The sequence below is a fragment of the Streptomyces sp. NBC_00252 genome (assembly GCF_036187565.1).
In the GTDB taxonomy this organism is placed as follows: domain Bacteria; phylum Actinomycetota; class Actinomycetes; order Streptomycetales; family Streptomycetaceae; genus Streptomyces.
The window spans coordinates 4483841-4507680 of sequence record NZ_CP108087.1; the positions used below are offsets into that span (position 1 = coordinate 4483841).

Here is a 23840-nt window from a genome sequence, read left to right on the forward strand (position 1 = left end):
CCATGAGGAACGGGCCGGTTCCCCCCTGTTCCCAAGGGAGGACCGGCCCGTGACGCCCCCGTTATGCGCCTTCACGCACCCTTCACGCGTCCTCGGCGAGTTCCAGCCACCGCAGCTCCAGCTCGTCCCGCTCACCGCTCAAGTCCCGCAGCTGCGCGTCCAGTTCGGCCACCTTCGCGAAGTCCGTGGCGTTGTCGGCGATCTGGGCGTGCAGCTTGGCCTCCTTCTCGGAGACCTTGTCCAACTGCCGCTCGATCTTCTGGAGTTCCTTCTTCGCGGCCCGCTGGTCGGCGGCGCTCACCGCGGGCGCGGCCTTCTCCACCACGGGGGCGGCAGCGGCGGCGGCCTCCTCCATGCGGTGGCGGCGCTCCAGGTACTCGTCGATCCCGCGCGGCAGCATCCGCAGGGTCGCGTCACCCAGCAGCGCGAACACCTTGTCGGTGGTGCGCTCGACGAAGAACCGGTCGTGCGAGATCACGATCATCGAGCCCGGCCAGCCGTCGAGGACGTCCTCCAGCTGGGTCAGGGTCTCGATGTCGAGGTCGTTCGTGGGCTCGTCGAGGAAGAGGACGTTGGGCTCGTCCATCAGCAGCCGCAGCAGCTGGAGCCTGCGCCGCTCACCGCCGGACAGGTCCCCGACCGGCGTCCACTGCTTCTCCTTGTTGAAGCCGAACGTCTCGCACAGCTGCCCGGCGGTCATCTCCCGCCCCTTGCCGAGATCGACCCGCTCCCGCACCTGCTGCACAGCCTCCAACACCCGCAGCGTGGGCTTGAGTTCGGCCACCTCCTGCGAGAGGTAGGCGAGCTTCACCGTCTTTCCCACGACGACCCTGCCGGCCGCGGGCTGCGTCTCTCCGTCGCTGCGGGCGGCCTCGGCGAGGGCACGCAGCAGGGAGGTCTTGCCGGCGCCGTTGACCCCGACCAGGCCGACGCGGTCGCCGGGGCCGAGGTGCCAGGTGATGTGCTTCAGCAGGACTTTGGGCCCGGCCTGGACGGTCACGTCCTCCAGGTCGAAGACCGTACGGCCCAGGCGCGACGAGGCGAACTTCATCAGCTCGCTGGTGTCGCGCGGCGGCGGCACGTCCGCGATCAGCTCGTTGGCGGCCTCGACGCGGAAGCGCGGCTTGGACGTACGGGCCGGGGCGCCCCGGCGCAGCCAGGCCAGCTCCTTGCGGACCAGGTTCTGCCGCTTGGTCTCCTCGGTGGCGGCGATCCGCTCGCGCTCGGCGCGGGCGAAGACGTAGTCCGAGTAGCCGCCCTCGTACTCGTAGACGTCGCCCTTCTGCACGTCCCACATGCGGGTGCAGACCTGGTCGAGGAACCAGCGGTCGTGGGTCACGCAGACGAGCGCGGAACGCCGCTCGCGCAGATGCCGGGCGAGCCAGGAGATGCCCTCGACGTCCAGGTGGTTCGTGGGCTCGTCCAGGACGACCAGGTCCTGGTCCTCGATGAGCAGCTTCGCGAGCGCGATACGGCGGCGCTCGCCACCGGAGAGCGGGCCGATGACGGTGTCGAGTCCCTGCGGGAAGCCCGGCATGTCGAGCCCGCCGAAGAGTCCGGTCAGTACGTCGCGGATCTTGGCGTTGCCCGCCCACTCGTGGTCGGCCATGTCCCGGATGACCTCGTGGCGGACGGTCGCCTCGGGGTCCAGGGAGTCGTGCTGGGTGAGGACGCCCAGGCGGAGTCCTCCGGAGTGGGTGACGCGGCCGGTGTCGGACTCCTCCAGCTTGGCGAGCATCCGGATCAGGGTGGTCTTGCCGTCTCCGTTGCGGCCCACGACCCCGATCCGGTCCCCTTCGGAGACACCGAGCGAGACGCCGTCGAGCAGGGCACGGGTGCCGTACACCTTGCTGACGTTCTCGACATTGACCAGGTTGACGGCCATTTCTCTCCTGACAGGGGGGACGGTCAGCCTCCCAGGGTAATGCGCGGCGAGGGGCTGACTGTCCGTGCAGGTCAGGCGGGTGCTGTCGGTCGTCCGCGGCTGCTTCGCGGCTGGTCGCGCCCCCGCGGCGGAGCCGCGCATCGACACAGCCCCGCGCCCCTGACGGGACCCCGCCGCAGCGCCGGCGTCAGGCCGAAGGGCGGTCGAGTACGGTCGCCCCCGCCGCCGGAGCAGTCGCCGTGCGGACCGTCCGGCAGGTTCCGGAGGCCGTCAGCGCCTCCGCGACCTTCGTCGCCGAACCGGGGTCGCGGACGAGGAACGCCGTCGTCGGGCCCGAGCCGGAGACCAGCGCGGCGAGGGCGCCCGCGGAGCGGCCCGCGGCGAGGGTGTCGGCCAGTTCCGGGAAGAGCGAAAGGGCGGCGGGCTGAAGGTCGTTGGAGACGGCGGCGGCGAGCGCGTCCGGGTCGCCCTTCGCGAGGGCGTCGAGGAGGGGCTGCGAGGCGACGGGCTCGGGGATGTCGGTGCCCTCGCCCAGCCGGTCGAACTCCCGGAACACCGCCGGGGTCGACAGCCCCCGCGCGGCCATCGCGAACACCCAGTGGAAGGTGCCGCCGGTCTCCAGGACGGTCAGCTTCTCGCCCCGCCCGATGCCGAGCGCCGCCCCGCCCACCAGACTGAACGGCACGTCGCTGCCCAACTCCGCGCAGATGTCGAGCAGTTCGGCCCGCGAGGCACCGGTGCCCCACAGCGCGTCGCACGCCACCAGCGCGCCCGCCCCGTCCGCGCTGCCGCCCGCCATGCCCCCGGCGACGGGGATGTCCTTGGCGATGTGGATGTGCACGGCGGGGTCGTGTCCGTACCGCTCGGCGAGTGCCACAGCCGCCCGCGCCGCCAAGTTCGTGCCGTCCAGGGGGACTTGGGCGGCGTCCGGGCCCGTGCAGGTGATGCGGAGTTCCTCGGCGGGGGTCACGGTGACCTCGTCGTGAAGACCGACGGCGAGGAAGACGTTGGCCAGGTCGTGGAACCCGTCGGGGCGCGCGGCACCCACCGCGAGCTGGACGTTGACCTTGGCGGGGACGCGGACGGTGACGCTCACTTACCGGGCTCCTTGTGGTGGACGGTGGGCTGCGCGCGGACCGGGACGGGGACGGTCACTTACCGGGTTCCTCGTGCGGGACCTTGATCCTCGACGCGGCGGGGGCAGTTGGGGTGGCGGGGGCGGTCGCGCTCAGCGGCCGGGCTCCTCGTGCGGGGTGTCGTAGGACCGTACGGCTGGTGCCTTCGGTGCCTGCGTGCCCTGTCCTGCGCCCTCGGCAGCCACCTTGTTCTCCGCGATGCGCGCGAACTCCTCCACCGTCAGCGACTCGCCCCGCGCCTGCGGCGAGACCCCGGCCGCCACGAGCGCCGCCTCGGCCGCCGCCGCCGATCCCGCCCAGCCCGCGAGCGCCGCCCGCAGGGTCTTGCGGCGCTGCGCGAAGGCCGCGTCGACCACGGCGAACACCTCGCGGCGGTCGGCGGTGGTCTTCAGCGGCTCCGTCCTGCGGGTGAGCGCGACGAGGCCGCTGTCGACGTTCGGCGCGGGCCAGAAGACGGTGCGGCCGATGGAACCGGCCCGCTTGACCTCCGCGTACCAGTTCGCCTTCACGGACGGGACGCCGTACACCTTCGAACCGGGCGCCGCGGCGAGCCGGTCGGCCACCTCCGCCTGGACCATCACCAGCGTGCGCTCGATGCTCGGGAAGTGCTCCAGCATGTGCAGCAGGACCGGTACGGCCACGTTGTACGGCAGGTTCGCGACCAGGGCGGTCGGGGCGGGGCCCGGCAGCTCCGTGACCTGCATGGCGTCCGAGTGCACCAGCGCGAAACGGTCCGCCCGGGTCGGCATCCGCGCGGCCACCGTCGCCGGGAGGGCGCTCGCGAGGGTGTCGTCGATCTCCACGGCGGTGACGCGGTCGGCCACCTCCAGCAGGGCGAGGGTGAGTGAGCCCAGGCCGGGGCCTACCTCTACGACCACGTCGTCGGGGCGGACGTCCGCGGTGCGGACGATGCGGCGGACCGTGTTCGCGTCGATCACGAAGTTCTGGCCGCGCTGCTTTGTGGGGCGGACGTTCAGGGCGGCGGCGAGTTCGCGAATTTCGGCGGGGCCGAGGAGTGCGTCGGGGAGGGGGTCGGTGCTCACGTCTCCTAGGTTACGGGGCCGATTTTGTCTGCCGCGCCGCCGTGGCTTGGCGCACCCACGCGGCGGAGCCGCACAGGGAAACAGCCCCGCGCCCCTATGGGGGGGCGAGCCCCCCATACCCCCTGATCAGCCGTGGAGTCTCGTTCCGCAGTGTGGCCAGGGGCTTGAGCCTCGGCGTACGTAGAGCCTCTTTGCCCTGAGGGTCTGTTCCTCCGCGCTCGCGTCCTGCGGGCGGCCGCTGCCGCCCAGGCTGTGCCAGGTGTGGGTGTCGAACTGGTAGAGGCCGCCGTAGGTGCCTGAGGGATCGACCGCGCCGGGGCGGCCGCCGGACTCACAGGTGGCGAGGCCGTGCCAGTTGAGTTGGTCGGCGCCCTGGACGGAGGTGGGCATCGGCTTGGTGCCGACCTTGACCAGTTGGGGATGGGGCTCGCGGACCAGTTGGTCGTCGATGCGGCGGGGTTTCTCTTTGACGCCGTTGACCGTGCGGAGGGCGTAGGTGACGCGGCGGAGGCCCGGGCGGCCGGCGCGTTCCACGACCTCCGTGCCCTTGAACAGGGTGGGGTCGTCCTTGCGCTCGACCTTGAAGGGGATGGCCTCCTCGCGGATCTCCTTGGTGCCGGTGACCCGGAGGACGGTGACGGTCTGGCCGTCGCGGGGGAAGCTGTCGGCCGGGACGGAGGTGGTGTCCTCGCCGTGCAGGCCGATGCCGGCCTCCTGGACCGCGCGGCCCACCGTCGCCGCGTTGGTGCGGATCGTGCGGGCGCGGCCGTCGGCCATGATCGTGACGGTGCGTTCGGTGCGGACGTCGAGGGCGAGTCCGGCGCGGCCGATGGGCTGGGAGCGCGAGGTGGAGACGTAGGCGCCCTCGGCCCGGACACCGAGTTCTTCGAGGGCCGCGTCGACCGTGCGGGCCGTGGTCCACACCTCGCGGCGTTGGCCGTCGACGGTGAGCCGCACGGGGCGGCCGTAGCGGACCGCGACCTCGTCGCCACTGGTGAGGGGCGCGCCGCGGCCGGGGGCGACCACGTCGTGGGCGCCCACGTCGACGCCCTCCTGGGCGAGGAGTTCGGTGACGTCGTCGGCGAAGGTGTGCAGGGTGCGCGGCTTGCCGTCGACGTTCAGCTCGATCGCCTTGTCCTTGGCGACGAACGCGGTGGTGCCGCCGGCGAGGAAGGCGACGACCAGGGCCTGCGGGACCAGCCTGCGCATCGCGGAACCGGTGTCCGGGCGGTCGGCTCTTCGGCGCCGCCCGTGCCGCGCCGCCGGTTCGCTCTCCGGCTCCGCGGTGCCCGCCTGGCGGGGGAACACGGGCTCGTACGCCTCGTAGGCGGGCCGGTACGTGTCCTCGTACACCGCGGTCGGGCCGTCGGTGTACGTGTCCGCGCGCACACCGCGGTCGTACGTCTCGTAGGTCTCGTAGTTGCTCACGCCGACACGCTCCAGAAGGCCACGGGGGTCCGGATCGGGCCAACAGAACCTAGCGGAGCGACCGTCACTCTCCAAAGCGGCACGGCTACCCAGAGTTGTGTTCGATGACATCCCCGGGATGCGTTCGGTGGGGCCGCGAGGGCTCAATAGGCGAACGCCCGGGCCGTGTTGGCGGCGAGTGCCGTCGCCAGCGCGTCCTCGTCGATGCCCCGTACGGCGGCCATCGCGCGGACCGTGACCGGAACGAGGTAGGGGGCGTTGGGCCGTCCGCGGTACGGGGCCGGGGTGAGGAAGGGGGCGTCCGTCTCGACCAGGACCAGTTCGAGCGGGGCGACCGCGAGCGCGTCCCGCAGGTTCTGGGCGTTCTTGAAGGTGACCGTGCCGGCGAAGGACATGAAGTACCCGGCGCGGGCGCAGAGTTCGGCCATCTCGGCGTCGCCGGAGTAGCAGTGGAAGACCGTGCGCTCGGGGGCGCCTTCCTCCTTGAGGACGCGCAGGACGTCGGCGTGGGCGTCGCGGTCGTGGATGACCAGGGCCTTGCCGTGCCGCTTGGCGATCTCGATGTGGGCGCGGAAGGACTTCTCCTGGGCCGCCTTGCCCTCGGGGCCCGTGCGGAAGTAGTCGAGGCCGGTCTCGCCGACGCCCTTGACCTGCGGGAGTCCCGCGAGGCGGTCGATCTCGGCGAGGGCCTCTTCGAGGGCGCCGTCGCCGCCGGGGACGCGCGCGCCCTGCCGGGACCAGCCGTCGGGGTCGCCATGGACGATGCGCGGGGCTTCGTTCGGGTGCAGGGCGACCGTCGCGTGGACGGAGTCGTGGCGGGCGGCCGTGTCGGCGGCCCAGCGGGAGCCCTTGAGGTCGCAGCCGACCTGGACGACCGTCGTCACGCCGACCGAGGCGGCCTTGGCGAGCGCCGCGTCCACCGTGCCGGACTGCATGTCGAGGTGGGTGTGGGAGTCGGCGACGGGCACCCGGAGGGGCTCCGGGAGCGGCGGCGCCGCGTTCTTCTCGCTGCCGCGTGCGCGGTCGCCGGCGCTGTCGCTGTCGCTGGAGGAAGGCATGCCCCGATCCTACGAAAGGGGCATGCCCGCCCGGTCGCCGGAGCCGGTCAGCTCGCCTTGCGGTGGAAGGGGTGCAGCAGGTCGGACAGGTGCCAGTGGTGGTCCTTGGGCTCCGGCAGCGGGGTCACGGCGGCGTCGCCGTCCTCCGGGGCCGTGGTGTCCGCGTCCGCGTCCGCGGCTGCCACCGCCGGGCGGGGCCGCGGCGGCGCGTACTGCCGCTGCGCGGCCTCGCGCACCGACGAGACCTGGCCCGCGCGCATGATGCGCACGACGTGCCCGTCGCAGTTGACGCACGCGGGGCGGCTCAGGGGCGACGGCACGACCTGGCCCTCCGCCACGTACATCACGAACTGGTGGCCGTCGGTGTCGACGTGGTGCTCTATCTCGTACGACTGCTCCCAGCCGTGCCCGCACCGCATGCAGGCGAAGGAGTACGACTCGTTGACCACGGCGGTGGCACCGCCACGAAGGCCGGTCTGCCCTGCGATCTCACTCATGCCAGCTCCTGCTTGCTTTCCGCTGGACAAATACCTCCGGCGAGGGGATTCCCCCCGGAATCCCGTTGGAGGCGAGGGACGGGTGTGTCCCTTCATCCAGTGGACGCCTCCGGCAGGGCGAACGCATCAGTCCTGTCGACTGTTGGAGGCGATTTGGACTTTCCTTGTCGAATCACCCCGGCAAGGCGGCCCGGCTTTTGCATTCGCGGACGGTGCTTTGCCCCGCCATGGGGCGCGCGCTCATAGGAACAGCGCCCCGCTCAGAGGAACCTTTCCCGCAGGTCAGACGGGTTTTTGCGCACTCTTCGCCGCCACCACGGCATCGAACACCGCCCGCTTGGGAAGGCCAGCCTCGACGGCCACGGCAGCGATCGCTTCTTTGCGCCGCTCCCCCGCCTCCTCACGCACCCGGACCCGCCGGACCAGCTCGTCCGCGTCGAGTTCCTCGGTCTTCTCGGGAGCGCCCTCGACGACGACCGTGATCTCCCCGCGGACCCCTTCCGCCGCCCACTCGGCCAGCTCGCCGACCGGGCCGCGCTTGATCTCCTCGTACGTCTTCGTCAGCTCGCGGCAGACGGCGGCCCGCCGCTCGGCGCCGAAGACCTCGGCCATCGCGGCGAGGGTGTCGTCGAGCCGGTGCGGTGCCTCGAAGTAGACGAGGGTGCGCCGCTCACCGGCGACCTCCCGCAGCCGCGACAGCCGCTCGCCCGCCTTGCGCGGCAGGAACCCCTCGAAGCAGAACCGGTCCACCGGCAGCCCCGACAGCGCGAGCGCGGTGAGCACGGCGGACGGCCCCGGTACCGCGGTCACCTTGATGTCCCGCTCCACGGCGGCGGCGACGAGCCGGTACCCGGGGTCGGACACCGACGGCATCCCCGCGTCGGTCACCAGGAGCACGCGCGAGCCGTCGAGGAGCGCCTCGACCAACTCCGGTGTCCGGGCGGCCTCGTTGCCCTCGAAGTACGACACGACCCGCCCCTTGGGCTGCACGCCGAGCGCCTGGGTCAGCCGCCGCAGCCGCCGGGTGTCCTCGGCGGCGACCACGTCGGCCCCGGCCAGCTCCTCGGCGAGGCGCGGCGGGGCGTCCGCGATGTCGCCGATGGGGGTGCCGGCAAGGACCAGAGTTCCGGGAGCAACTGTCACGTTTCCATCCTCTCAGGGGAGAGAGGCGGGACTCACACAGACCTGTTCCCTACGATGGCGCGGTGACCAGTACCGCGTCCTCCACGGACACCCGGCAAGGGCAGGCCCCGCACGAGCAGCGGCCGTCGTGGCAGCAGCGGCTGCGCCGATTCGGATATTCGGCGGGGCCCAGAAGCGACGTACGGGACCGGCTGGTGCCGCCGTACGCCGAGCCCAGTCCGCGGCTGTGGGCGGCGCTCGGCTTCTCGCCCGCCCTCGTCGACCGCATCAACCGCTGGTCCGGCTGGGGCGGCCCGCTGCTGGTCACGCTGCTGGCGGGCGCGATGCGCTTCTACCACCTGGGCAGCCCCAAGGCGGTGATATTCGACGAGACGTACTACGCGAAGGACGCGTGGGCGCTGGTCCACCGCGGCTTCGAGGTCAACTGGGACAAGAACGCCAACGACCTGATCCTCCAGCACAACGGCCATGTCCCGATCCCGACCGACGCGGCCTACGTCGTGCACCCGCCGGTCGGCAAGTACGTCATCGGCCTCGGCGAGCTGATCTTCGGCTTCAACCCCTTCGGCTGGCGCTTCATGACGGCGCTGCTGGGCACCCTCGCGATCCTGTTGCTGTGCCGCATCGGCCGCCGCCTGTTCCGCTCGACGTTCCTGGGCTGCGTGGCCGGCGTCATGATGTCGCTCGACGGCCTGGCCTTCGTGATGGCCCGCACCTCGCTGCTCGACGGCGTCCTGATGTTCTTCGTGGTGGCCGCGTTCGGCTGCCTGCTGCTGGACCGGGACCGGGCCCGCGCGAGACTCGCGGCGGCGCTGCCGGTCGATTCCGACGGCCGGGTCCGCCCGGACGCCCACATCGCCGACACCCTCTCCCTCGGCTGGCGCCCCTGGCGGTGGATGGCGGGCCTGACGCTCGGCCTCGCGATGGCCACCAAGTGGAACGGCATGTTCTACGCCGCCGCCTTCGTGGTGATGGCCGTCCTCTGGGACGTCGGCTCCCGCAAGGTGGCGGGCGCGAGCAAGCCGTACGCGGCGGTCCTCAAGCACGACGTGGGCCTGGCCTTCCTCTCGACCGCCCCCGTGGCGATCTCGGTCTACGTCCTCTCCTGGCTCGGCTGGATCCTCTCCCCCGCGAACGGCACCGGCGGCTACTTCCGCAACTGGGCCGCCACCGACGGCAAGGGCGGCTTCTGGAGCCACTTCATGCCGGACTGGGTCCGCAGCCTGTGGCACTACGAGCACGAGGTCTACGAGTTCAACGTCGGCCTGCACTCGCCGCACACGTACATGTCCAACCCCTGGAGCTGGCTGGTCGACGGCCGCCCGGTCTCCTACTTCTACGAGTCCCCGTCCCCCGGCTCGGCCGGCTGCCCGGCCGGCGCGGGCGAGAAGTGCGCCCGCGAGGTCCTCGCCATCGGCACCCCCCTCCTCTGGTGGGCCGCCTGCTTCGCCCTCCTCTACGTCCTCTGGCGCTGGGCCTTCCGCCGCGACTGGCGCGCCGGCGCGATCGCCTGCGGCGTGGCGGCCGGCTACCTCCCCTGGTTCATGTACCAGGACCGCACGATCTTCTTCTTCTACTCCATCGTCTTCCTCCCGTTCCTCTGCCTGGCGGTAGCGATGCTGATCGGCGCGGTCATCGGCCCACCGGGCTCCAGCGACACCCGCCGAGTGACGGGCGCGGTCGGCGCGGGCGTCCTCGTCCTCTTGGTCACCTGGAACTTCATCTACTTCTGGCCGCTGTACACGGGGACGGCGATTCCCATCGACCAGTGGCGGTCGCGGATGTGGCTGGACACCTGGGTCTAGCTGGGCAGACACACCACGGGGGCGCGGCTATCAGCCGCGCCCCCGTGGTCGTTGTTGGTCGTTGGCGGTTGTCGTGGGCCACCCTCGGGCGGCCCGAGGACGGCCCGGCCCTGGGCCCCGGCAGATTTACAGTGGAACGTCCCCTTGCCGCCTGGCCTGGTAACACGGTCAGTCGCAAACCCTTCGGGGGACATCTGAGGAATCAGGACTTGCGTGCTCCTCCACGTCGAACTCAAAGCAGCCATACGTAGTCCGAGTGCGCAAGCCCACGGCGACGCCTTGCACCCACGTCGTCCTTCAAGCGGTCAGCCTCGTAACACTAGTTCAGAGATTCAAGACGCTTGTTGATGCGGTAGGTACCGAGGGCCGGCTGTCGATGCTGGTGGAGAGGAGACGCGAAGCCCCGGCAGAGCCGGCTCTACGCCGCTACGCTGCTGATCCCACATCAGACAGCAGGCATGACAAGCAACCGGGGGACCGCATGAACGACGAGATTCATGAAGGCACGGAACATGCCGTCGAACTAGACAAGGCCGTGCAGGCTATACGGGACGGGTTGATCGCCGCGGCCGAGCAGGCCGAGGGGCAGGATCTGACCTTTGAACTGGGTGACATTCAGATGGAATTCACCGTAGAGCTGCGCAAAGAACTCAAAGGTGGCGGCAAGGTCAAGGCCTGGGTCCTGGAGGCCGGAGCCGACGCGACGCGGACAACAGCCAGAACCCACAAGGTGGCGTTCACGCTCAAACCCAAGGACAACCGCACCGGAGAACGCTGGAAGGTGGGCAATGAGAACCAGGGCAGCGTCGCCGGATTCGGGTCTCGGTGACGGCATCCGCCCTGAGAGCTGGGGCCCACACAGCCACGGCTACCCACCCCGCCGAGCGTGTGGTAGCCGTGCTCGGCCAAAGCCAGGGCACCGGCGTTCTACTCGCCCCAGACCTGGTCCTGACCAGTGCACACCTATTGAGCAGTGGTCAGCTGCTTGCTGGCCAGCCCCAAAGCCAGGCTCCATCAGTGGCCCACCCGCGCAGCGCCGATCTCGTTCTTTGCGAGGTGGTCTGGTACAGCACCGAGCTCGACGCGGCGCTCTTGCGCGCTGAGCAGTACGTCTTGAGCGCCGACCAGATGGCAGTCCTCGGCAGCATCCGGCTCGGTGAACTAGCCACCGACTCGCCCCTGCCTCACTGTGAGATCGTCGGTTTTCCGGACGTGCAGCGATACGGTGCCGAGCGTCGGCTCGACTTGGATCATTACACTGGCACTGTGCTGCCGATGGCAGGGCGGGTCCGTGGTGATCTGACCTGCGCGCTGGATCTACCTGCCGCCACCGAGCGTGGTGACGGCACCTCGCCCCTGGCTGGCTTGTCTGGGTCCCCGCTTTTCGCCGGGCCCGTGCTACTGGGCCTGGTCACAGAGATACCGAAAGAACGCAACCACCAGCGCGTCATGGCGGTCGCTATGGCACGCCTGATGGCGGATCAGCGGTTCTCCGACCAGTTCCGCCGCATGTGTGCCTCATTCCGCTGCGAACGCGTCACTGATTTCCAACGCCAAGACCTGCGCTACGAGCCGGACTACGCGAACGCTGTGAGCGCTCGCTACCGGAAGACGGAGATCTTCGGTCTGGAGGAGCTCGGGCGCAATGAATCCACCTGGGACCTGGAGACCGCATATCTGACGTTGGAGGCCGAAACCTCCGTCCGGGTGAAACAGCGTCAGCCAGGGCCTGGCCCTCAACGCGTCAACGACCTGCTCGCGGACCGGCCCCGCATCCTGCTCCGCGGCGAGGCTGGCGCGGGCAAGACCACGCTGGTCTGGTGGCTTGCGGCGCACTCGAGCGTGGGCACGTTGGGCCCCGAACTCGCCGACCTCAACCACCTGGTGCCGTTCGTCGTTCCCCTGCGTAACCTCCGCGCCCAGGGCCGCGCCTTCCCAAAACCGGCCGAACTTCCCCTCGCCGCCGAACTCCAGGTCGACAACCCGCCGGAGGGCTGGGCACGTCGGGTTCTGGAATCCGGCCGCGGGCTGCTGTTGATCGACGGGCTGGACGAAGTACCGCGTGAGGACCGCAAGGCCGCGGCCAGTTGGCTCTCCGAGTTCCTGCACCGGTTTCCGGAGACGCGCTGCATGGCAACGGTTCGCCCCCTCGCCGTCGAGGAGAGCTGGCTCACCGAAGAAGGCTTCGACGAGCTGCGGTTACTGCCAATGCGTGACCCTGACATCCAGACATTCGTGGCTGCGTGGCACCGCGCAGCCGTGGGCGATCGTGACGAACTGGCTGGGCTGGAGCTGGATCTGAACCGGCAGCTCGCCAGGAATCCCGCGCTGCGAGACCTTGCTCGGACGCCTCTGCTCTGCGCCGTGATCTGTGCCCTGCATCACCGCAATCGGGGACTGCTGCCGGACAACCGTTGGGCTCTCTACCGCTCCGCGCTGGCCATGCTTTTGGGCAGCCGGGACAAGCAGCGGCAGATAGGTGCCGCCGAAGGCATCACACTCAGCGTCGAGAATCAGCAGCAATTGCTGCAGCGCATAGCGGTCTGGCTAGTGCGCGGCGGCCAGACCCAGTTATCACACGAGGAAGCGTTCGAACAGATCAGCCTCGCACTTAAAGGCATGGCCCGGGTTCGCAAGAGCGCCACGCCGAAGCAGCTGCTGATCCACCTTCTTAATCGCAGCGGTCTGCTCCAGGAACGCAGCCAGGATGCGATCCAGTTCATCCACCGCACGTTCCAGGACTATCTGGCGGCCAAGGAATTCCTTGAGAGCGGCTCTCTGAACGAAATGCTGCGCCATGCGGGCGAGGAAGAATGGCAGGACGTGATCCGGCTCGTGGCCGGGCACTGTGACCGTAGGCAGTCACAAAGGATCGTGGAGGACCTGATCGGTCAGGGCGACTCTGCGAATGACCGCGAGAATCAGGTCGATCTGTACGTGCTGGCGGCGCATTGCGCCTTCGAATCGGCCTACTTTGAAGACATGGACGAGGTCGAGGAACGCCTGGGGCGCATCATGCCGCCCACGAGTCCCGAAGAAGCCAACCGGCTCGCGTCGCTGGGACCGGATGTCCTGCCACTACTGCCGAGGCCGGACGGCCTCAGTCCGCTTGAGGCCGTTTGGGTGGTGCAAACCGCGGCTGGTGTAGCGGGCCGTGAAGCCATGGAGATCCTGCAATGCTTCACGACGCGCATGGAATACATCGTGCGGCGCCGCCTGACCATGAGTTGGACGCATTTCCCTATTCGGCAATACGCTCAAGAGGTACTTTCTCAGGTATCGCTCACGGGTGTGCAGTTGACCATCGACAGTCTCGAGAAGCTGGCGCAGCTCCGCGAGCTCGGCACACTCGGAGAGGTGACATTGCGTGGCCTTTTGCCGCCCGCAGCGATGGCCAAGGACTTGCCCGAAGGTAAAGTCCACGATCTGACCCTGATGCGTAATCCGTCAGTTGAGGACTTCGATTTCCTGGCTGGACAGCATGGCCTCCGTGACCTCCAGGTCACGAATTGCCCCGGTGTCACGGATCTGTCGGCTCTTGCTGCACTGCCGTTGCGCTCCCTTAAGTTGAGCGTCGAGCACATCCCCCCAGATGCGCTGGACGCTATCCGCAGCATTGAGACTTTGGAGCGGCTCGACCTGGAACCACTCCCCTCTTCTTACCGGGATACATTGCCCCGCGCACATCCCGGCATCAAGCAACTCTCACTAATTGTTGCTCATCCCGTGCCACTCGAATCTTTGCCCGAGTGGCACAGTTTGCAGAGTTTGCGTCTCGCCGGGCCCGTCAACATCTTCGCCGCTTTGCATCTCGCACAAGAGCTGCCGGACCTCACAGAGTTGCACATCGAACTACGTCGGATTTCGGATCTGGTTCTCGTACCATCCCTTCCCCGAGTCTCCACGCTGACCCTAGCCAGAGTGGATGATCCCTCCGGTCTCGGGCAGATCGTAGGAATTTTTCCCGCCCTCCAGAATCTGCGACTCAACCTGAGCACGCGCAACCCCATTGGCGATCCACTCGACCTGACGCCATTGGCCGACATGAAGGACCTCAGAATGCGAGTCAGGACGCCGCGAGAGGTTCCGATCATCGGTGCCGACCTTTTCGGGGACCGCCTGAAGATAGATCTAGCGAGAGCGCACTCAGCAGGCGCCTCGTTGGTCCAGCGCACGACGGATAACGTCAAAACGCCGCTGTGAAGGCATCTCTGCCGAGCCTAGACGCAGGCAAGGCATGGCCAGCTTCGACGTCATCGGCACCGGCATACGCCCGGCAGCCTCATATCCATTCACCATCTCGAGCTATCCCCGGCGCCTTTCGGCAGACTCACTGCAGGCTCCGTTGACCGCCTACGGGAGCATGGCCCTACTGGGGCGCCAGGCCGGAACCTGGTGCAATTCGGCAATCCAATTGAAATACAACAGCAAGTGGGGTGATGAATGATAGAGCTGATCATCGCCCTATCGAGTGCCGCAATCGGTGCGGGTGCGACACTTTTCGTTCCGTACGCACAACGTAAGGTAAATGAAACCGACAGGAAAGCGGCAGCGCTAAAAGCGGAACAGCAAAGAGAAACGGATGAAACGGAGGCGAAGCGGAGGCTTCTCCTCGGCCGGATGATTGCGATTCGCGAATCAACTAGATTCCAACTTACCGAGTTGAAATATCTTGACGATTGGGCGAACGGCGTAGGATCTGCCATGGGCCCACCGCCACGACCTCCACAGGAGGCGTTCACCTCACTCCGCTACACATACGGGTCTACATATAACGACATTGCAAGATTTATCGGCGAGTCATATCCGGACGCTTTGGTAGCATATCGCTCATATCTCCACGAGTATGAAACGGCTGTCGATTCCATTGGGTCATCATCGCGCCAAGATCTCGCTCAAGTAACTGACGCGTCCTATTATTCGGTTCGCTCCAAAAGAGATGACCTTATGGAAGAGCTGTTTCGGGCAGCACGGGATCTCGGATACTTCAGTGTTATAGCGGAGGACGAATAGGTACACTGTTTGAGGTTCTGATTCCCTTCGCCACCTGCCACCGCTGCACCGTACACACTACGCCAGACGAGAGTGTGCCGCGATGGGACCGAAGGCGACCAAAGCCCATGAGAGCGCACGGCGCGGAAAAAGTCGGCTTGCCAACAGATCTCGAAGAGGCCTAGCATATCGAGTGGGTCCCCTTGGCTGATATCCGGGACTCACAGCGTGCGGCGAATTACTCGGTCCGGCCCCCTGCTGCAAAGATGTCGCGGCGGGGACAAGTGATCTTGAATCGTTTCGCGAGGCCTAAGCCGGGGTGATCCTGACGATCATTTACCCCACACGTTGTTACTAGCCGTCACCAGCGTACCGAGCATGGCAAGAACTGCCACGGGAAGGCCGATAGTTGCCACTCTCTCAGCGACAGAAAGTCGCGACCACCAAGATCCCGTCGGTAGGTTTTCTTTCACGTCCAGCCTGGCGCGCAAAGTTCTACGCTTCATGATGTGGTAAAACGGAAAGAGTGTACCGAAGGTGTAAGTGATAGCAATTAGGGAGTTATCGATGGCTGCGTTTTTGCTGATGTCCGTGGCTCGCTTAATGCATTCTGCGGCGCTTTCATTATCTATGCCATGCACGAGCAGGAATGTCCCAAAGCAGAGAAAGATGAGAGCGGCAAAATACATCATTGTATTCTCGTACCTGGGTGAGCTAAATACAGCTCCGCGCGAGACTAGGAATTTTTCAATCCGAGCAATCTGACCAAACGCCCAAGTTGCGTCAGACCCGTACGTGCAAGCCTCGGTTCGCTGACTGGTTATGGTTATTTTAATCCCTCTCTCCTGCGAGGGTGTACTGGCTTCAAGTGTCAAATTCTTCCAATCGGTGTTGATCTCGGGTGCTCCGCTATGGACTGCCTCGACTAGATCGGGCAATGTTTTCTTCCAGAATAGGGTATTTCCTGTGTTCGTTGATATTTTGACCTCCGGCAGGGGGATTCCCTCGCATGCCATGGTGAACAGCCGCTCAAGATCCCCCTTACCTAGTCGACACTGGTAAAAGATCTTGTAGAGGTCTGTCTGCTGCTCTGCCGGAGGGGTGGAGGTTGCCATGAAGCCGATCCTGCCTTCGGACGGGGGCGGATGATGGCTGTTTTGCTCCTCTCATCTGTATTCAAACCACAAGAAGGCATGGTCTGGATCAGAGTGCTTCACAGGTCGGCGGAGCGGCTTTGGGCTGGAGCGGGGCGGAGACAGGAGCACAAACCCGGCCGGGGGTCAGGCCGCGCGCGGGGAGCGGGGCGAGCCGCCTTGATCGAGTAGGGAAAGCTTTACAGGGCTCGCGCAGCGACGGTTTTCAAGAGGGTCACGGTGTCAGTTGCTAAACCCGCTCTGAGCTGCACCGCAGCGCCACCGGGGCGTCAATTTCGAAGCTCTGGCCCACACATGGCCCACAAGCACTCAGGAACCGACTGTCGGGGCACGCCCCACCGCGAGCAAGTGGGAGCTAGCGGCGAGCAGTTCTGGATACGGCTCAGCCATCCGGGCGGCTGCCATGGCGGAGGCAATCAGGTCATCGGTGGGGCCATCGCCAGGCTGTTGTTCGACGGCCTTGACGAGTGACCATGCCGGGCCCTCGATCCCGAAGACTTCCACCTCGGTCAGCCCCGCCTCGTGAAGCTCGTCGGCAAGCTCCTCTGCCCGATGGAAGTACGCCAGGGTGAAGTGGGCGCCATCGTGCACCCCGGTGCGGAGAATCTTGGACACCGGCTCATACATGCGCTCGGTATGGAGGTGCGCGTACGTGACGTGCTCGAAAAGGGACGCGTAGCGGTTGATCGCTGCCGCGGCTACCAGCCCACCGGGCTTGACCACACGCCGCGCTTCAGCGAGCGCTCGCCGGCGGTCGTCAGCGTCGGGCAGGTGGTAAAGCGGGCCGAGTAGCTGGACCACGTCGTAACTGTCGTCAGCCGCTTCCAGTACTCGCGCATCCCCCAGCGACGCGGCACAGATCGTAGATGCCTGTTCAACGTGGCGGGGAATGGGATCGACCAAAGAGACCGCATACCCATCCTTCACCAACCACTCTGCATGCACGCCGGTCCCACCTCCAACGTCTAGCACGCTCGCGGGCGTTGGCGGAAGGAAGCGACGTAGAAGCTCCTTGGTTCGGGCCAGCTCAAGACGGCCGTCCGCTGAGCGATGCAGGCGCCTGCTCTCGTCCACGGTCTCGCCGTAGAAGCGCAGAACGGAAGGAGCCAATCCGAGATTCGACATAGTGGCAGTATGCTGTGTACCGGTGGACCAGTCCAGCAAGGAGACAGCAAGAGAGGCAGTCATGGCGCTACTGAAGTACGAGGAGATCGCGGAGTCGCTACGCGCCCGCATCGCCGCCGGCGAGTTCGCGCCAGGCGAGACCGTGCCATCCGGGCGTGACCTGGCAGAACAATGGTCGGTCTCCCGCGCGACCGCCATCAAAGCGATGGACGTGCTACGCAACGATGGAGTTGTCGTGGCTAAGCAGGGGACAGGCTTCGTGGTGACGGAGACCCCCGTCGCACGGCCGGCGGGCGCACGGCGAGCAGGTTCCGCCCGCGTCACCGGCGGCATGCCCTTCCTGCGCGTCGGTGAGCCGGATTGGGCAGAGCCTCCCGCTCGGGTGGCTGCAGTCTTGGGCATGGACTCAGGCGTCACCACGCTGCGGCGCATCCGCATTCTCCAGCTCCCGGACGGGAGTCCGCACAGCTACGCGGAAGCGTGGTTCCCGCCCGAGATCGCAGAAGCCTCCCCCCGGCTGGCGCAGACCGCGCCCATCCCGGAGGGGACCACTCGCTACGTACGTCGGCAGACCGGCCGCTTCCCCGCCGAGGGCGTGGACGTGACTACGGTCCGCCTGGCAACCGAGTCGGAAGTCCTTCACCTCGGACTGTCCGGAGCAACGGCGGTCGCCGTGGTTCTGCACACCGCGTACGACCAAGAAGGCCGTCCGCTCGTGTGCGAGGAGGGGGTCACGCCCTCCCCTCACTTCGAACAGGTGGAGACCTATGCGATGTAGGCCAGAGTGAGCCGTAAGAGAGCTGGACCGGTCCGCCGGTCCAGCTTTTTTCTTTCTTTTTCGCGCCCTTGAACTGCACAGATAGTCAGTTCGCTGCACACGGAGGGGAGTTGAGGCTTGACTGGACCGGTCCACCGGTCCAGTCTATGGATGTGCTCGGAGGAAAGCCCGCAGGGGTGAGTACGAAGGAAGCGCGCATTGGTTGACAACTCAACAGGTGGGCCCCGTCTCCCCGAGTCGAAAAGACGGCCGCGCGGCCTGGTCCGCGCACGATGCACAGCCCCGGCATCCATGCCGTGAGGGCGCGGGACCGAATCCCGCCCGGGGCACTCCGACCGCTGCTCAGCGGTCATGCCGCGCGTCTCGCGCGGCTCTTACCCCAACGGCGCGCGGCTCCCGGGATGCACCCCGGGAGCCGCTGTTCGGGCCGTTCGCCTTCGAGAGGAACCACGACCCAATGAGCAACATCGTCACTGTTCAAGAGGCTGTTACCGCGTTCGCCGAATGGCTTGAGCCCACCGACGCGGAACTGGACGCGATCGAGCAGGAGATGCCCGTCATCCTGGCGGACGTCGACCTGCTCGAAGCGCAGATCATCACCCTGGACCGCACCCCCAGTGAGCTGGACTCCCAGCGCATGCGCCGCGCCTGGCGCCGCCTGCTCACCGCGCAGCGCGAGCAGGCCAACCGCACCGCCGACGGGATGCTGCCGGAGGTTGGGGCATGACCGCCACCGAGCAGAACCTGACCGCCGCGCACGCCGAGGTGAAGGCGGAGATCGCGCGGACCGACAACAAAACCGCCCTGTTGCTGGCGTTCGTCGGCGCGGTCCTCGCCGGCGCCTGGACCATCGCCCGCAGCCTCCCCCTCAACGCGCCCACCGTGGTGGTCGGTGCGCTCGGTATGGGGCTGCTGATCGCGGCGGCGGGGCTGTTGCTGCGTTCGGTACGCCCTAACCTGCGGGGCCGGCACGGCTTCCCGCTGTGGGCCACCCTCACCCCCGAGGAGATCGCCGACGCGGTGTCCGGTGACCTTGCTGCCGATATCGCGGGCCTGTCCCGCCTGGCGGTCGCCAAGTTCACCTGCCTGCGCCGCGCCGTCGACCTGACCCAGGCCGGCGGGGCGTTGCTCGTCACCGCCCTGCTGATCGCGGTAGGGGGTGCGTGATGGGCCGCCGCTTCAAGGACATGCAGACCCCCGAGCAGCAGTACGCGGCCCGTCAGGCACAGCGTCCCGCCTCGCAGTCCGGGGCGTCGGTCCGTCCGGCCGGCAGCTCCGAGTGGCGTCAGATGACCCCGCACCAGCAGGCCGCGCACCTCGCCCGGCTCGACGGGCGGGAGAGCGAGGCCCGTGAGTGGGAGCGGATGGGCACGCAGGCGGCCGCTGCGGACGCGGCGATCGAGGCGAAGCCGAGGAAGCGGGGGTGGTTCCGGTGAACCGCACGAAGCTGACGCACATTCAGATCGGTGTGCTGACGGCCGCGTTCGTGCCGATGCTGGCCACGGGCGTGGTCGGCGGGATCGGCACCTACAGCAACATCGGGCACGCCTACGGCAAGGGCACCGCACTCGGAGCGCTCGGGGCCGGAGAGGGCGCCACGGCCGTGCTCGCCCTGGTCCTGCTCGGGCTGACCATGCTGGGACAGTCCTCCCCGCGCGTCGTACGGATGGGACTGTGGGCGCTGCCCGCCGCCGCGTCCGCGATGGGCGCGATGGCCGCACCCGACCCGGGCCGCACCGTGATCTACGCCCTGACCCCGATGGGCATGTCGGTGTCGGCGGAAGGCATGGCCTTCCTCGCCCGGCGGATCGTGGTCCACACCGACGGCCGCGACGCGGAGAACGAGCGGCACACCGCCGACCTGGTCCAGGCGCTCGCCTACCACCGGGCCCGCGCCGCTCACCACCCCAGCGACCGGGTGCGGAAGTCGTCGGAGCGCACGTCATGGCGTCTGGCCCGCAAGATCGGGGTCGGGGATGTGGCGCTCGGATCGAGGCTGCTGGACGTCCAGCGCGACCGGATCACGGACGGCGCGGACGCCGCGCTCGCCTCGATGTTCGCCACCGCCCCCATCCCCATGCCCGCCTCGATCGTGAATGCGGAGGAATCTACCGAGACAGCATTGAAACGGTCTACGGCTGACCTGCCCGAATCGCCCCCCGCACCGATCACCGCGCCCGCCGTGGCGAACCCGGTTCGGACACCCGATCCGGTGCCGCTCGGGTTCCTGAAGTCGGCTCTCCCGCTCAAGCCCGTACCCGCGATCGGGTCGGCCCTGGTCAACTCGATCGGGTCGACTCCGAAGCGGACAACGGTTGCGGCGACGTCGACCCGTCCGCGTGCGGCGACCGGTCGGGTTCCCAGTGCGGCCCGATCGCCCCAACCCAGGCGCACGCAGGCGCAGTTGCTCGATGAGGCCCGCAAGGCGACTGCCAGCCTGCCGGACGCGAAGGTGACCGCTGAGGGCATCCGCCGCGAGATCCGCACGTCCCCGGCCAACGCCCGGATGCTGCGGGACACGATCCTTGCCGAGCGCGCCGGTACGGCTGTCGGGACGCCGTGATGTCCGCCGCGTTCGGCAAGTGCTACGACCCGTCCGGGGCCCGCTACGGCGTGCCTACCTTCCCCTGGAAGTACGCCCCCAGTGACGAGCAGTACGCCACGCGCCGCCAGTTGAGGGCGCGTGGCCTGCGTCCGGGGGGTCAGCCGGTAGCGGCGCAGGTCATGCGCATCAACCGCCGCTCCGGCACGGTCCGGGTCGCCTACCTCTACCGCATCGACCTGGCGCTGCCGGTACGGCCGATGACCTCGCGGAAGTGGGGCGCCCTCGCGCTGGCCATGCTCGCCCGCCAGACCAGCTACTGCCTGCCGCGCTCGCTCGGCTGTTGCGTGCTGTGCGCCTACCCCACCAACACCCCTGCTCCGGAAGGGAGTTGAGCGTGTCGAAGTCCGAGATCCGCCGCCTGGACCGCGAGATCGGAAAGACACAGAAGAAGCTGGAAGCGGTGCAGCGGGGCGAGTGGTGGCCGTTGACCGCCCGCGAACGCCTCGCGATGACGCGCGCGCTGGCCAGTGGTGCCGGCAGCATCCACCGCGGCCGGTCCACGAGCGGAGCCGAGAGCCGGATGGAGTCGATCGACTCCTCGATCACCGGCCGGCTGAACGCGGAGTTGATCGCGCTGCACACCGCGAAGCAGCAACTCATCACGGAAGCGGCCCGTGCCAAGGCCGCGAGGAAGGCGTCGGGGTGGTGGTGAGCGTGGACCGGCAGCGTTGCCCCGCTGCCCACCCGCAGGACCCCACCCCCTGCGTGGGCCCGCCCGCCGTGAGCGTGCTGGACGCGGTGGGCGCCGGCGCGGACGGGTGCGAGCACCATGGCGCCCGGCTGTTGGCCTCCCTGGACGGGGGCCGCGTCTACCCCCTGCCCGACGCCCCGGCCGGCGCCGCGATCCGCGTGTTCAAGACCGCCGACACGACCCGCCCCTTCTGCTGGTTCGACGGCCCCCGCAGTAAGCCGTCCCAGCTCAGCCACGCCGAGAACCGCACCCGGCACCAGCACTGACCCCCACGTCTTTCCTCGAACTCCCGCCCCCACAAGGGCAGTCAGGAGCAGTTCCCGCATGTCCGAGAGTGTCGTACGCCTCGTCAAAAGCTCGCCCACCGGTGCTGAGCCGGAGGTCACTCCCACGGTGCTGACCGTGGTCCCCGACGCCCCGCCCGCGCGCCTGGTGCCGTTGTGGGTGCGCTCGGGGAGGGCCGTGAAGACGGCCGTCACCCACGAGAACACCCGCTCCGCTGCCCGTGCGGTCGCCCGGCACAGCCTCTACACGTTCAACGGCGGCCGGATCGTGGCCCGCCGCACCTGGGACGGCAAGACCGGGGCCCGCTACGAGCGCATGATCCGCGCGGCGGAAGCCGCGGGGAACCTTGAGCTGGCGGAGGAGTGGGAGGAGCGGCTCACGCGCTTCCGCCAGGCCCGCCACCACCGCCGCATGGACCTCCTCCACTCCCCCGTAGAGGCCGCCAAGGGGGTCGGGGTCGGCGCCGCCATGAGCGTCGGAGTGCTGGTCGCGCTCGGGGTCGTGATGGCCATCAACAACCACGACATCCGCGACGTCATCACGCCGTTGAAGGCCACGATCGAGTTCATCGCGACCCTGATCCGGATCGTTCAAATGGTGTGGCCGACCGCTATGGTCCTCGGTCCGCTGTTCGCGCTGCTCGGTCTGTGGGCGGTCGGCAGCAAGCAGCAGGCCGCACCCCAGTGGGCACTCCCGGCGAACGTCCGGTCCGGGGAGGGTGAGCCGATCACTCCGTCCATCGTGGTCAAGGCCCTGCGCGACCTCGGAGTACCCGCCCTGCGCAACGCCATCAAGGAGATGGGCGACGCGGGCGCCTCAATGCTGGGCCCGATCACGATCGCCGGGTGCGGAGTCGAGGTCGACGTCACCCTCCCTTCGGGGGTGTCGACGAACGAGATCCAGCAGCGCCGCCGCAAGCTCGCTGAGAACCTGGCCCGTCATGAGCACGAGGTGTTCATCACGATCCCGACCGCCGCCCGCACGGTCCGCCTGTGGGTCGCCGACTCCGGCGCCCTCGACGAGCCGATCGGCCCCTCTCCGCTGGTCACCGACGAGACGATGACCGCCAACTACGCCAAGGGCCGCGCCCCCTGGGGGCAGGATCTGCGCGGTGACGCGGCGGCCCTGTCGCTGTATCAGCGCCACCTGCTGATCACCGGGTTGTCGAACCAGGGCAAGACCGTGGCCCTGCGCTCCCTCGCGTTGTGGGTCGCGCTGGACCGCTCCGTGCAGTTCCTCATGGGCGACCTCAAGGGCGTCGGTGACTGGGCCATGTTCCACGGCGTGGCCACCACGCTCATCCAGGGGCCGACCGACGAGCACGTCATCCAGGTGACCGAGATGGTCGAAGGCGCCGTCGACGAGATGAACCGCCGCCTGATGGCCCCTCCCGGCACCGTCTTCCCCGCGCTCATCGTCCTGGTCGATGAGGCGCAGGTGGCGTTCATGTGCCCGGCCAAGGACGACGCCAAGGTCCCCTACGGCGGCTCGAAGGCCAACTCCCGCTACTACACGGCCGTACGCAAGATCCACAATCAGGGGCGTGCGGTCAACGTCCTGATGTGGCAGGGCACGCAAGACCCCACCAACGAGAACCTCCCCAAGCTGGTCCGGGAGGGCGCCCATACCAGGGCCTCGCTCGCGCTGGGCACGGAGTCCCAGGCACGGATGGCACTGGGGGACAAGGCAGTCGACGGCGGCGCCGCGCCGAACATGCTGCGCCCGGGGCTGGACAAGGGCACGCTCGTCGTCGCCTCCGACGGCATCGACATCCCGGCCGGCCAGGCGTCCATCACGGTCCGCACGCACTACATCGACGACGACGCGGCCGTCGCCATCATCGAGCGGGCCAAGGCCCTGCGTGACGGAGTCACCACGCTGACCGTGATCGAGCGGGGCGAGGACCGCGACCCGCTCGCCGACATCGCCTCCGTGGTCGGCGACGCCTCCCGGGTCCTCACCCAGACCGTCCTCAAGCGGCTCGCCGCGCTGAACACGGACGCCTACGGCAAGTGGTCGTTCATCGACCTCAAGCGCGTCCTGGACGGCACCGGAGCCGAGCCGCACAAGTCCGACGGCCGCATGGTCGTCAGCCGCGACCGCCTCGCTACCGCTCTCGCCAACCGCGACGACGAGGGTTCCGCTTCCTTCTCCGGATGACAGGGAGCCAACCCCGCCCGGGTCAGGGAGGCAGGGAGAACTCCCTGACTGCCTC

Annotated in this window: 22 protein-coding genes; 13 read left to right on the forward strand and 9 right to left on the reverse strand. The window is 68.1% G+C overall.

Features of this window, described 5'->3' with window-relative positions:
- Positions 1–82 precede the first annotated feature (82 nt).
- From OHT77_RS19400 to rsmI, 7 genes are all read right to left on the reverse strand, one after another.
- A complete protein-coding gene (locus tag OHT77_RS19400) occupies positions 83–1885 on the reverse strand; it encodes an ABC-F family ATP-binding cassette domain-containing protein (RefSeq protein ID WP_328829771.1) in 1803 nt (600 codons plus the stop codon).
- A 187-nt stretch (positions 1886–2072) separates the two neighbouring features.
- The gene (locus OHT77_RS19405; protein ID WP_328829772.1) at positions 2073–2981 is read right to left on the reverse strand and encodes a 4-(cytidine 5'-diphospho)-2-C-methyl-D-erythritol kinase; all 909 of its coding nucleotides are present in this window, start codon (positions 2979–2981) and stop codon (positions 2073–2075) included.
- Between the two features lie 132 nt (positions 2982–3113).
- Positions 3114–4064: a 16S rRNA (adenine(1518)-N(6)/adenine(1519)-N(6))-dimethyltransferase RsmA gene (gene rsmA / locus OHT77_RS19410; RefSeq protein ID WP_328829774.1), complete on the reverse strand. Its 951-nt coding sequence runs from the start codon at positions 4062–4064 to the stop codon at positions 3114–3116.
- 126 nt (positions 4065–4190) lie between these two features.
- Positions 4191–5492: a ubiquitin-like domain-containing protein gene (locus tag OHT77_RS19415; RefSeq protein ID WP_328829775.1), complete on the reverse strand. Its 1302-nt coding sequence runs from the start codon at positions 5490–5492 to the stop codon at positions 4191–4193.
- Between the two features lie 143 nt (positions 5493–5635).
- Positions 5636–6550 (reverse strand): TatD family hydrolase, encoded by a 915-nt coding sequence (locus tag OHT77_RS19420; protein WP_328829776.1) that lies wholly within the window; start codon positions 6548–6550, stop codon positions 5636–5638.
- A 47-nt stretch (positions 6551–6597) separates the two neighbouring features.
- On the reverse strand, positions 6598–7047 hold the full coding sequence (locus OHT77_RS19425) for a hypothetical protein (protein WP_328829778.1): 450 nt from the start codon (positions 7045–7047) through the stop codon (positions 6598–6600).
- A gap of 282 nt (positions 7048–7329) precedes the next feature.
- Positions 7330–8190 (reverse strand): 16S rRNA (cytidine(1402)-2'-O)-methyltransferase, encoded by an 861-nt coding sequence (gene rsmI, locus OHT77_RS19430; protein ID WP_328829779.1) that lies wholly within the window; start codon positions 8188–8190, stop codon positions 7330–7332.
- Between the two features lie 62 nt (positions 8191–8252).
- Between rsmI and OHT77_RS19435 the strand changes: the two genes are divergently transcribed.
- The 4 genes from OHT77_RS19435 to OHT77_RS19450 all read left to right on the forward strand — a co-directional run bounded on the left by OHT77_RS19435 (position 8253) and on the right by OHT77_RS19450 (position 15008).
- Positions 8253–9995 carry a dolichyl-phosphate-mannose--protein mannosyltransferase gene (locus OHT77_RS19435; RefSeq protein ID WP_328829780.1) on the forward strand — a complete coding sequence of 581 codons (1743 nt, stop codon included), beginning with the start codon at positions 8253–8255 and terminating at the stop codon, positions 9993–9995.
- A 481-nt stretch (positions 9996–10476) separates the two neighbouring features.
- Positions 10477–10824: a trypco2 family protein gene (locus tag OHT77_RS19440; RefSeq protein WP_328829781.1), complete on the forward strand. Its 348-nt coding sequence runs from the start codon at positions 10477–10479 to the stop codon at positions 10822–10824.
- 188 nt (positions 10825–11012) lie between these two features.
- The gene (locus OHT77_RS19445) at positions 11013–14198 is read left to right on the forward strand and encodes an NACHT domain-containing protein (protein ID WP_328829782.1); all 3186 of its coding nucleotides are present in this window, start codon (positions 11013–11015) and stop codon (positions 14196–14198) included.
- 240 nt (positions 14199–14438) lie between these two features.
- Positions 14439–15008, forward strand: a complete 570-nt coding sequence (locus OHT77_RS19450; RefSeq protein WP_328829783.1) for a hypothetical protein — start codon at positions 14439–14441, stop codon at positions 15006–15008.
- A gap of 311 nt (positions 15009–15319) precedes the next feature.
- Here the strand turns inward: OHT77_RS19450 and OHT77_RS19455 are convergent, their stop codons facing one another.
- Both OHT77_RS19455 and OHT77_RS19460 read right to left on the reverse strand, forming a co-directional pair.
- Positions 15320–16102 carry a hypothetical protein gene (locus OHT77_RS19455; RefSeq protein WP_328829785.1) on the reverse strand — a complete coding sequence of 261 codons (783 nt, stop codon included), beginning with the start codon at positions 16100–16102 and terminating at the stop codon, positions 15320–15322.
- Positions 16103–16450: 348 nt separating this feature from the next.
- Complete coding sequence (locus OHT77_RS19460; RefSeq protein ID WP_328829786.1) at positions 16451–17266, reverse strand: class I SAM-dependent methyltransferase; 816 nt, start codon at positions 17264–17266, stop codon at positions 16451–16453.
- A gap of 61 nt (positions 17267–17327) precedes the next feature.
- On the opposite strand from OHT77_RS19460, the gene OHT77_RS19465 reads away from it, so the two are divergent.
- The 9 genes from OHT77_RS19465 (at position 17328) to OHT77_RS19505 (ending at position 23785) form a co-directional block, all read left to right on the forward strand.
- Positions 17328–18044, forward strand: coding sequence for a GntR family transcriptional regulator (locus tag OHT77_RS19465; protein ID WP_328829787.1), 717 nt, complete (start codon positions 17328–17330; stop codon positions 18042–18044).
- 457 nt (positions 18045–18501) lie between these two features.
- Entirely contained in the window at positions 18502–18771 is a 270-nt protein-coding gene (locus tag OHT77_RS19470) for a DUF6284 family protein (protein ID WP_328829788.1), read from the forward strand.
- On the forward strand, positions 18768–19211 hold the full coding sequence (locus OHT77_RS19475) for a Pycsar system effector family protein (protein WP_328829789.1): 444 nt from the start codon (positions 18768–18770) through the stop codon (positions 19209–19211). The genes OHT77_RS19470 and OHT77_RS19475 overlap by 4 nt, the downstream gene beginning before the upstream one ends.
- On the forward strand, positions 19211–19480 hold the full coding sequence (locus tag OHT77_RS19480; RefSeq protein WP_328829791.1) for a hypothetical protein: 270 nt from the start codon (positions 19211–19213) through the stop codon (positions 19478–19480). Before OHT77_RS19475 ends, OHT77_RS19480 begins: the two co-directional genes overlap by 1 nt.
- Positions 19477–20607 (forward strand): conjugal transfer protein, encoded by a 1131-nt coding sequence (locus OHT77_RS19485; RefSeq protein WP_328829792.1) that lies wholly within the window; start codon positions 19477–19479, stop codon positions 20605–20607. Before OHT77_RS19480 ends, OHT77_RS19485 begins: the two co-directional genes overlap by 4 nt.
- Positions 20607–20981, forward strand: coding sequence for an RRQRL motif-containing zinc-binding protein (locus tag OHT77_RS19490; RefSeq protein WP_328829793.1), 375 nt, complete (start codon positions 20607–20609; stop codon positions 20979–20981). Before OHT77_RS19485 ends, OHT77_RS19490 begins: the two co-directional genes overlap by 1 nt.
- 2 nt (positions 20982–20983) lie before the next feature.
- Positions 20984–21301, forward strand: coding sequence for a hypothetical protein (locus tag OHT77_RS19495; protein ID WP_328829794.1), 318 nt, complete (start codon positions 20984–20986; stop codon positions 21299–21301).
- A gap of 2 nt (positions 21302–21303) precedes the next feature.
- Positions 21304–21606 carry a hypothetical protein gene (locus OHT77_RS19500; protein ID WP_328829795.1) on the forward strand — a complete coding sequence of 101 codons (303 nt, stop codon included), beginning with the start codon at positions 21304–21306 and terminating at the stop codon, positions 21604–21606.
- Between the two features lie 58 nt (positions 21607–21664).
- The gene (locus OHT77_RS19505; protein WP_328829796.1) at positions 21665–23785 is read left to right on the forward strand and encodes an FtsK/SpoIIIE domain-containing protein; all 2121 of its coding nucleotides are present in this window, start codon (positions 21665–21667) and stop codon (positions 23783–23785) included.
- Positions 23786–23840: the final 55 nt, after the last annotated feature.